At 43.6% G+C, this 7,707-nt stretch carries 7 protein-coding genes and 2 pseudogenes; 2 read left to right on the forward strand and 7 right to left on the reverse strand.

Going from position 1 to position 7,707, the window contains the following annotated elements; genetic code table 11:
* Positions 1 to 181: pseudogene (locus tag IM479_RS16430) on the forward strand (Uma2 family endonuclease); the annotation flags it as partial.
* Between the two features lie 13 nt (positions 182 to 194).
* Here IM479_RS16430 and IM479_RS16435 read toward each other — a convergent pair.
* Positions 195 to 1,682 carry a DUF3084 domain-containing protein gene (locus IM479_RS16435; RefSeq protein WP_287685272.1) on the reverse strand — a complete coding sequence of 496 codons (1,488 nt, stop codon included), beginning with the start codon at positions 1,680 to 1,682 and terminating at the stop codon, positions 195 to 197.
* Between the two features lie 7 nt (positions 1,683 to 1,689).
* Positions 1,690 to 2,367 carry a global nitrogen regulator NtcA gene (gene ntcA, locus IM479_RS16440; RefSeq protein ID WP_002793163.1) on the reverse strand — a complete coding sequence of 226 codons (678 nt, stop codon included), beginning with the start codon at positions 2,365 to 2,367 and terminating at the stop codon, positions 1,690 to 1,692.
* A gap of 214 nt (positions 2,368 to 2,581) precedes the next feature.
* Between ntcA and fabI the strand changes: the two genes are divergently transcribed.
* The gene (fabI, locus tag IM479_RS16445; protein WP_002740281.1) at positions 2,582 to 3,358 is read left to right on the forward strand and encodes an enoyl-ACP reductase FabI; all 777 of its coding nucleotides are present in this window, start codon (positions 2,582 to 2,584) and stop codon (positions 3,356 to 3,358) included.
* 108 nt (positions 3,359 to 3,466) lie between these two features.
* On the opposite strand, the gene IM479_RS16450 is transcribed toward fabI, so the two are convergent.
* The 5 genes and pseudogenes from IM479_RS16450 to IM479_RS16470 all read right to left on the reverse strand — a co-directional run.
* Positions 3,467 to 3,937, reverse strand: a complete 471-nt coding sequence (locus IM479_RS16450) for a PIN domain-containing protein (RefSeq protein WP_002797557.1) — start codon at positions 3,935 to 3,937, stop codon at positions 3,467 to 3,469.
* On the reverse strand, positions 3,934 to 4,212 hold the full coding sequence (locus IM479_RS16455) for a UPF0175 family protein (protein ID WP_286825822.1): 279 nt from the start codon (positions 4,210 to 4,212) through the stop codon (positions 3,934 to 3,936). The genes IM479_RS16450 and IM479_RS16455 overlap by 4 nt, the downstream gene beginning before the upstream one ends.
* 145 nt (positions 4,213 to 4,357) lie before the next feature.
* Positions 4,358 to 4,666 (reverse strand): hypothetical protein, encoded by a 309-nt coding sequence (locus tag IM479_RS16460; RefSeq protein ID WP_287672512.1) that lies wholly within the window; start codon positions 4,664 to 4,666, stop codon positions 4,358 to 4,360.
* A gap of 7 nt (positions 4,667 to 4,673) precedes the next feature.
* Positions 4,674 to 5,213, reverse strand: a complete 540-nt coding sequence (locus IM479_RS16465) for a hypothetical protein (protein WP_287685273.1) — start codon at positions 5,211 to 5,213, stop codon at positions 4,674 to 4,676.
* A 4-nt stretch (positions 5,214 to 5,217) separates the two neighbouring features.
* Positions 5,218 to 7,563 (reverse strand): annotated as a pseudogene (locus IM479_RS16470) (tetratricopeptide repeat protein); the annotation flags it as partial.
* Positions 7,564 to 7,707: the final 144 nt, after the last annotated feature.

Genomic DNA, 7,707 nt, shown 5'->3' on the forward strand with positions numbered 1-7,707 from the left:
CCAATATCTTCTCGTCAGTCAAGGGGAGATACTAATAGAATCCTATAGCAAAACATCAGAAAATCATTGGTTACTGCAAGAATACATCCCAGCTAGGGGAATTATCTCTCTGGATTCCTTAGGAATTAGCTTAAATCTTGCTGATATTTACGAAGGAATTGATTTTAATCTCAACTCCTAACTTTAGCTATCTTTTAAGAAGACGTACTAAAAACAATTTTACCATCTTTTACCGCTACTAAACGCAAAGTTAAAGGTCCAGATGTATTCGTTTTACTAGCAGCAATTGCCTCAAGTGTCTCAATAGAATTACCCGACTTTTTGACTTGACCAATAAAGTTAACTACCGTAGTTAATAACCCATCTTCCACTTGAATTGACCCTAAAACTCCCGCACTTCTAGCGCGAAATTGAGCCGAAGCTAAAAGTAAATCTAAGCGCTTTTGTAGGTCTTCTTCTGTCATATTTTGGGGATCGATAGAAACGGCAGCGATTACCTGTTTCTCCTCAAAAACTCTTTGATTGGGAACCACATCAGCAAAGACACGAATCTCGCTTTCTCCTAAGACATAATTACCTGCTGAAAGGATTCTCACCACATATTCTTTACCGTCCTGTAATTGTTGACTTAACTGTTCTACCTGTGCTTTTGTGATCTTAACTAAACGCTGGTCAAAATTAGGCTGATTCGGTTGGGTAGCACGGATAGCATTCATATTCGCTTCTCGCAATAACTTATCGATAACGGTGACAATAGCTTGGGGATCAACAATACGAAAAGCTCCAAAAGATAACACCTGTCCCCGGAAAATAGCGATTTGTTTTTCCCGCAATTCTTGATAGGTTTGATAGTATTGTTCTAAAACTTCCACTTCCCGCTTAAGAAAAGCCATTTGGGTTTCTAAATCTTTTAATTTTCCCTCACGCTGTTCCAAAGCCAAATTTTTATCCACAATCGAGCGATCGAGTTCTCCAATACGTTGATCCCGGCGATCAATTTCTAGCTGTAGGGTTTTTTGTTGAGTCTCTAACTGTTGAAGTCGCGCTTGTCTAGCTGTTAATAACTTTTGTTGATTAGCCAACTCTTTATCTCTAACTTGAACGGTGGTTTGTAGTTGATTTATCTGACTAGAAAGAATTGATTTTTGTTGGAACAATTGATCCCGTTGACTGGTTAACTGTGCCTTTTGATTAGTTAAAATGACTCGTTCATTGTTTAAATTAGCCACTTCCTTACGAAACTTTTCCAACTGTCCCGAAACTAATCGCAAACGTTGACGAGAAGCTTGATAATTTTTGTTAAGAACCTCTAGACGTTTCTGCACAGCTATCTGTTCACTTTTAGCCGTTTTTAAAGCCTTTTCCACCTGATTTTTCTGTTCGGTGGTTTTTCTCACCTGTCTTTCCAAATCCTTAATAGCGGCACGACGTTCATTTAAAAGACGATCCAGTTCAAAAACCCCTTGACGCAGGGATTTACTAGAAGCAAACAAGACAATTAAAGTCGAACCGGCGATCAAAATTCCCGTTACAATCGTCATCAAAGTTGCGGTTTGTTTCGGACGCAGATTAAATAAACGCATCCTTTTCTTACCGATACGGCTCCCTATGCGATCGCCAATAGCCGCTATCAGACCACCTAAAACCACGATGGCCAAAACTAAAATATAAGCGCTAGTCATCCAGAATTTAAGTAAATTGTTGACTGAGAGCGACGGGATTATGGACGGTGATTTTCTTCTTGTAAATTGAGACCATTTCCTGATCCCGCAGCTCTCCCAATAAACGGGTGACAGTGACGCGGGTAGAACCGATCGCTTCGGCGATCGCTTGGTGAGACAATTTTAGGTCAACCCGGATACCATCGGTGGTGGGAACCCCAAAATCACGACAGAGAATTAATAAAAAACTGACCAAACGTGAACCCATATCCCGGTGAGCCAAGGTTTCGATCATCATTTCCGTTTGCAGAATCCGCGAGGACAAACCCTGCAGCATCAACATTGATAAATCGGGATTATTGCGGAGGGATCTTTCTACCTGATCGATCGGGGCCGAGAGTAATTCTACCGGAGTAAAAGCCACGGCATGATAAAAACGATCCGATCGCTGACCAGTAAGTAAGGATAGCACACCAAAGACGCTATTTTCCCGCAGTAGAGCCACGGTAATTTCTTCTCCCGCTTCATAGACTCGCGATAACTTAACCGCTCCTTTAAGCAAAAAATAGACTCTTTCGGCCGGATCTCCCGGGAAAAAGATCGTTTTGCCACGCTCGAACAATTCCACCACCGGGGGGAAATTGCCGCTGCCGATTCGACGGAACACATCTGCTAGGGGTTTATCTTGTATTAATGATAAGTCCATCTCACATCCAAAAAAGGGGAAAATTGTTTTTATTATGCAACGAGTGTCACCTCTATTAAACATAACCGCTGCCTAAACTGGGAAAAGTTTTGGGCGCTTTTTGCCAGACAATGGGGAAGGGGTGATCATTGCTGCCCCCTTATCTGTATCCCTATTATACCGAATCTCGCTGGGGTCGGCTATTGGGGAGATTTTTGTAAGAGAAACGAGAACTATGTTAGATTTAACGGGAAAAAACGCCCTAGTGACAGGAATTGCCAATAATCGCTCGATCGCTTGGGGAATTGCCCAACAACTCCATCAAGCTGGTGCAAATATCGGTGTCACCTATCTCCCCGACGAAAAAGGCCGCTTTGAGAAAAAAGTGCGAGAATTGGCCGATGAACTTAATCCCGCTTTTTATGTCCCCTGCGATGTCCAAAATGACCAACAGGTAGAAGATACTTTCGCTACAGTGGCGGAAAAATGGGGTAAACTGGATATTTTGATTCACTGTCTCGCTTTTGCCGATAAAGAGGGTTTAACGGGCGATTTTACCGCCATTCCCCGGGAAGCTTTCACTAAATCTCTAGATATTAGCACTTTTTCCCTAACCCGTCTAGCGCGATCGGCTAAACCTTTGATGACGGAAGGGGGAAGTATTATCACTCTTACCTATCTCGGTGGTGTCAAGGTAATTCCTAACTATAATTTAATGGGGGTAGCAAAAGCCGGTTTAGAAATGAGTGTTCGCTATTTAGCCGCGGAATTAGGGGGCCAAAAGATCCGAGTTAACGGTATTTCCGCAGGTCCAATTCGCACCTTAGCATCTTCGGCCGTGGGGGGAATTCTTGATATGATCCATCATGTGGAAGAAATCGCGCCTTTACATCGCACGGTGACACAAATTGAGGTGGGAAATACGGCCGCTTTTTTAGCCAGTGATCTTTCCAGTGGTATTACCGGACAGATTATTTATGTAGATTCCGGTTACGAAATTATGGGAATGTAGTTTTATTCAGTTATTAGTTATTAGTGTCACGAGGTTCTGAAGGGGGATTTTTGACTTCTTTGGGGTTAATTGCGATCGGACTGAAGGTTCGTTTAGTTTTTTAACAATTTATTCCCTATTTTCAAGCAATTTCTCAATTATGCGGTGAGAAATGCGAAAATTAGTCTGTTGTAGTCGGGCTATAGTATCTGAAAGCTCGATTAAGCCTCGGCTTGATGCGTCGTCTAAAATTCCGAGAGTGCCAATAATAGGAATTCCCCGCTCGCTGGCAATTCGCCGACCCAAGCGTTCATCGATAATCAGCAAATCGGCGGGTAAGGTTTGAGCGAGGGTGATAGCGGCCTGTTCTCCGGGGTCGAGAATATTTAGGGTTTCATCAATCGTTTGAACAGCCTCAATGATAAGCCAAGAGGGTGGATTGGCGATCCATTGCTGAAGAATGGCCGGTGCATCTGCATCAAGCATTTCACCGCGAACCACATCGGGAATGATAATCTGTCCAAATAAGCGGGGGAATAGGTCGATCTGGTCAATGAGCAGTAAATAGTTGATAGGTGAGGTATCAGAAACGACTATCATAAAAGACTATGATCGTGTTTGTTGCGAAGTTGCTGAAGAGTCTTGCGATCGCTCTCTAGATCGACTTCATCGTAATGTAAATCGGTATCATGGTTTTTTAAAAAAGCATCCACCACCCAACGAGAAGATAGACCTAAAATACGTCCGACCTCGGCACTGGTGATTTTTTCCGATCGGTAGGCCTGCACCACCAAAGCCTCTAAAATTTCACGGGGAAGATTATTGTAGTTGTAATGTTGAAGCAATTCATCGGGAATATCGATAGTAATTTTCATGATTTAGCTTCCTTTTTTTTGGGGTTTACTGATAATGTTTATAGAACATAGGTTGGATTGAAGCATGAAACCCAACGCCCCCATTCTACACCTTCTCAACAGAATTTAGTATAACTTTTGGATATGGATAAAGCTGGTATTCCTATTAGTTCGCTTCAAATAATTTCCAAATCTCTTTAATAGAAATATAGATACCGAGAACAGCAGCTAACAAAAGAAGGATTTGACTATCCGAGCCAAGGCAATTCTGAAAATTTTCATCGGTTAACACTTTATAGACCACCTTAGACATGGCAAATACAGCCGATAAACTCAACCCAGAAACGAAAAGAATTTCTAGATAAGATTTATTGTTTCCCCGTCTTGGCTGTTTTTTTGTAACCAGTGCCACGCTTGCGGTAATGACCAAAGTTCCGATTAACAAAAGAAAGTTTTCAATGTTAACAATCTTCATCAAAAATTTATGCTGATTTTGTTTTTCTAAAGGTAATATACCATCCGCAGCCCGCCGCTAATATCGCACCAATAAACGCGCCGTAAACTCCCGCAATCGCTCCCCCTAGGGCCGCACCTCCCACCGTCACCACCATCAGGCGATCGGCTTTATCCCAAAATCGAGAAGAAGTAGCACCCCCCTTATCAAGGGGGAATCGGGCTAATTTTTGGGCAGTTTTTACCCAATCTTGGCTAGGAATAACATCATTAATAAATATGGTCTCGAAATCTAAACTATCGGGAAAAATGACGCTTAAACTTTTGGTGCATTCTTGGTTAGCATAGGCTGCGTCTAATTCTTCGATCGCTTTTTTATAAGCTTTTTCTAGGGGAGGATAATCCTTGATAAGTTGCCGCAATTGTGTTGCTGCCTGGGGTTGTTCTTCCCTTAGTAATCGTCTAATTGCTTCGAGCGATCGCTGTAGATATTCTGGCAAGGGTTCAGTCTGCTGTGCGAGGGCGATTAGCAGCGCTTCAAGATCGATAATTGTTTTGGGAATTTCCATAAGTTTAGTCCTGTCCAGTCAGGGTATAGGCTGCCCAATGGTAAGGATCGCTATATTCTGTTAGTTGATCTAGCCCTATTGTACTGCCTTCCTTCAAAGTATTCGCCGCCCTCACCTCCAGTCGATCGACCCCTTCCATTAGGGAGGGAAGTAGCCGAAGTTGCTCGATCCAGTCAGCTAGTTGCTGCCAAGTGATGTTTTTTAACCAATTTTGTGTATTTTTCAGAGCTAGAGCCGGGGATTCACCCGCTAATAATCTTTGATAGAAGTTAATCATAAACCAAGCGCTAGAAATCTCCTTCACCGGCCAGAGGGTACTGACCACATTAGTCGCACCCGCTGCCCGGAAAGCACTGACGAGGCCGACGTATTCGGTGGTAATGCCATCCTTACCGGTGAGAGCAGTTTCACAGGCAGCCAGACAGACGAGACGGTAACTAGAGAGGTTCAGTCCGTTGATATCCCGGACGGTCAATAAACCATCGCTAAGGGCGATCGCAGAGGCTTGGGGGCGAAAAGAGTCATAAAAGCCGTGACCGGTGAAATGGAAGGTTTTATAGGCATTTTCGAGGGCTTTGCGGACATTTTCCCGTGAGGCCTTTTTCGGGCTAATTCTCGCGCTCGGTTGCAGGATATGGCTAATAATCGCCGATTCCAGTTGGGCGAAATCCATGGGTTTTTGCTCCGTTTTGGGGTCTTCGACACTGAGGAGGGGAGAATAGGAGAAATCGCCGGACTGGGGACGCAAACCAACCTGAGCAGAGGGGAGATAGGTAGCGGTGTATTTTTCGGGGAAGAGGGTATGTAGGGGGAAGCGGTGCAGATCCCGGTGGGGGATGAGAATGAGGGAATTAACGGAAACCGGCAAATGTGCGAGAATTTTATCGATCTGTAAAATCCGCTTTAATTCGGCAAAACAGTTGTTAAGTGACAATCTCCAAGGGTGATTTTGTTTATTCTCGGTTTCTTTTTTACTAGCATAGTCGCGGTATTGTTTATCCCATTCGGTTAACCAAGTCCGAAACTGTCGCGCCTGTTGATAACGTTGCTCTCTTTCCAGAATTACGGGATCAGCGTCTGCGGTGATAATAAAGGTGGTGAGATTGTCCTCGCTGAGATACCAGTAAATAATCGCCTTATCCGGACTTGTCAGGCTTTGGATAGTGGCATAATCGGGACTGGTGGGGTTTTCTTGCCAATTATCGAGAATCCAAGTCAAGCAACGATTTTTATAAAATTCTGCCTGTTCAATTGCGTCTAGGGGATGATTTTCCTCGATCAGTAAATCGATTTCTAGGTGACTAAAACTGCTGAATTTTGCCTCAAAAGCGGGTTTATCGCCTTTCTGGGCGCGTAGTCGGTTGAAAAGGTCGCGTCCCTGTTGTTGATAGAATCGCGCTTGAGTGATTTCCTGTAGGGAAAGATGAGCGCGGATCAATCCTTGCAGAATTTCTAAATGATCTTCGGGGAAGTCTTTTTCGGTGAGAATCGGTAAAGCGATTTGATAATGTCGGATTGCGTCGCGACAATAGGGACTAGCTTTCTCTTGATACTGGGAATGTTCCAGATAAGCTTCCCCTAGATAGCGATAAATTTGCCCCCACGGAGGCGATCCTTGAACGAGGTGGGGAAGTGCCTCCCGGAGGCCGAAAAGATGGGGTTCTCGGTCATTAAGGGCTACTATCGGTTTAGGATAAATGAGAGCTTCTAGACTAGGAGTAGAAATGCGATTTTTGCTCAGAGAACAAATGGCCCACCCTCGGTTGTACCAAGCTTCATGGAAATCGGGTTTAATTTCTAAAGCTTGATCGTAGGATGCGATCGCTTGTTCATACCTTTCTAAATTACCTAACGCATTCCCTCGGTTGTTCCAAGCTTTATGGTCATCGGGTTTAATTTCTAAAGCTCGATCGTAGGATGCGATCGCTTCTTCATCCCTTCCTAAGTTACCTAACGCAACCCCTCGGCCGTACCAAGCTTCATGCAAATCGGGTTTAAATTCTAAAGCTTGATCGTAGGATGCGATCGCTTCTTCATCCCTTCCTAAGTTACGCAATGCAATCCCTCGGTTGTACCAAGCTTCATGCTTATCGGGTTTAATTTCTAAAGCTTGATCAAAGGATGCGATCGCTTCTTCATCCCTTCCTAAGTTACCTAACGCAACCCCTCGGCCGTACCAAGCTTCATGCTTATCGGGTTTAATTTCTAAAGCTTGATCAAAGGATGCGATCGCTTCTTCATCCCTTCCTAAGTTACCTAACGCAACCCCTCGGCCGTACCAAGCTTCATGCAAATCGGGTTTAAATTCTAAAGCTTGATCAAAGGATGCGATCGCTTCTTCATACCTTCCTAAGTTAAGCTAAAACGCACTTAAACCACCTAAAATAGAAATAGTAACTTGAGAAAAATTCTACTTATGCCAGCTAAAGATTTCCTAGATTTAGAAGAAAAGAAAAACTTACAAAAAGCTCTTAAAGAAGAAGAAAGAGCAGAA

Origin of the sequence: Microcystis sp. M165S2, from assembly GCF_020245885.1 — a bacterium.
In the GTDB taxonomy this organism is placed as follows: domain Bacteria; phylum Cyanobacteriota; class Cyanobacteriia; order Cyanobacteriales; family Microcystaceae; genus Microcystis.

Excerpts from the sequence above, each read along its gene's own strand:
- IM479_RS16435 (WP_287685272.1), bottom strand. The coding sequence starts at position 1,682 with ATGACTAGCGCTTATATTTTAGTTTTGGCCATCGTGGTTTTAGGTGGT.
- ntcA (WP_002793163.1), bottom strand. The coding sequence starts at position 2,367 with ATGGACTTATCATTAATACAAGATAAACCCCTAGCAGATGTGTTCCGT.
- fabI (WP_002740281.1), top strand. The coding sequence starts at position 2,582 with ATGTTAGATTTAACGGGAAAAAACGCCCTAGTGACAGGAATTGCCAAT.
- IM479_RS16450 (WP_002797557.1), bottom strand. The coding sequence starts at position 3,937 with ATGATAGTCGTTTCTGATACCTCACCTATCAACTATTTACTGCTCATT.
- IM479_RS16455 (WP_286825822.1), bottom strand. The coding sequence starts at position 4,212 with ATGAAAATTACTATCGATATTCCCGATGAATTGCTTCAACATTACAAC.
- IM479_RS16460 (WP_287672512.1), bottom strand. The coding sequence starts at position 4,666 with ATGAAGATTGTTAACATTGAAAACTTTCTTTTGTTAATCGGAACTTTG.
- IM479_RS16465 (WP_287685273.1), bottom strand. The coding sequence starts at position 5,213 with ATGGAAATTCCCAAAACAATTATCGATCTTGAAGCGCTGCTAATCGCC.